The 243-nt window shown below is 72.0% G+C and carries 1 protein-coding gene; it reads right to left on the bottom strand.

Translation table 11 applies throughout. The features are described from left to right. A partial coding sequence (locus tag SB773_RS34160) for a hypothetical protein (RefSeq protein ID WP_410594943.1) occupies positions 1–243 on the bottom strand: 243 nt, incomplete at both ends.

Genomic DNA, 243 nt, shown 5'->3' with positions numbered 1-243 from the left:
GGGTCTCGGCGACGCGAGCGACACGTGCGACGCGAGCCTCGCGCGCATCACGTCCCGCCTCCCCCGCGCCCAGCGCCTCCACCAGAGCGTCGAGTCCGGCTCGCGCATCGGCCACGATCCCGACCTCCGCGGGCTGGTTCTTGTCGAGCTGCGACTCCACCAGGTCGATGCGGATGACGTGGCCGCGGGCCTCCAACTTGTCCACCCAGAGCTCGGCCTCGCCCAGCTTCGAGCCGACGACGA

It is taken from the genome of Bacillus sp. SIMBA_074, assembly GCF_046534555.1.
In the GTDB taxonomy this organism is placed as follows: Bacteria; Bacillota; Bacilli; order Bacillales; family Bacillaceae_G; genus Bacillus_A; species Bacillus_A mycoides.
The sequence above is the reverse complement of the archived record's forward strand: the minus strand, read 5'-3'. Positions and strand labels throughout refer to the sequence as shown.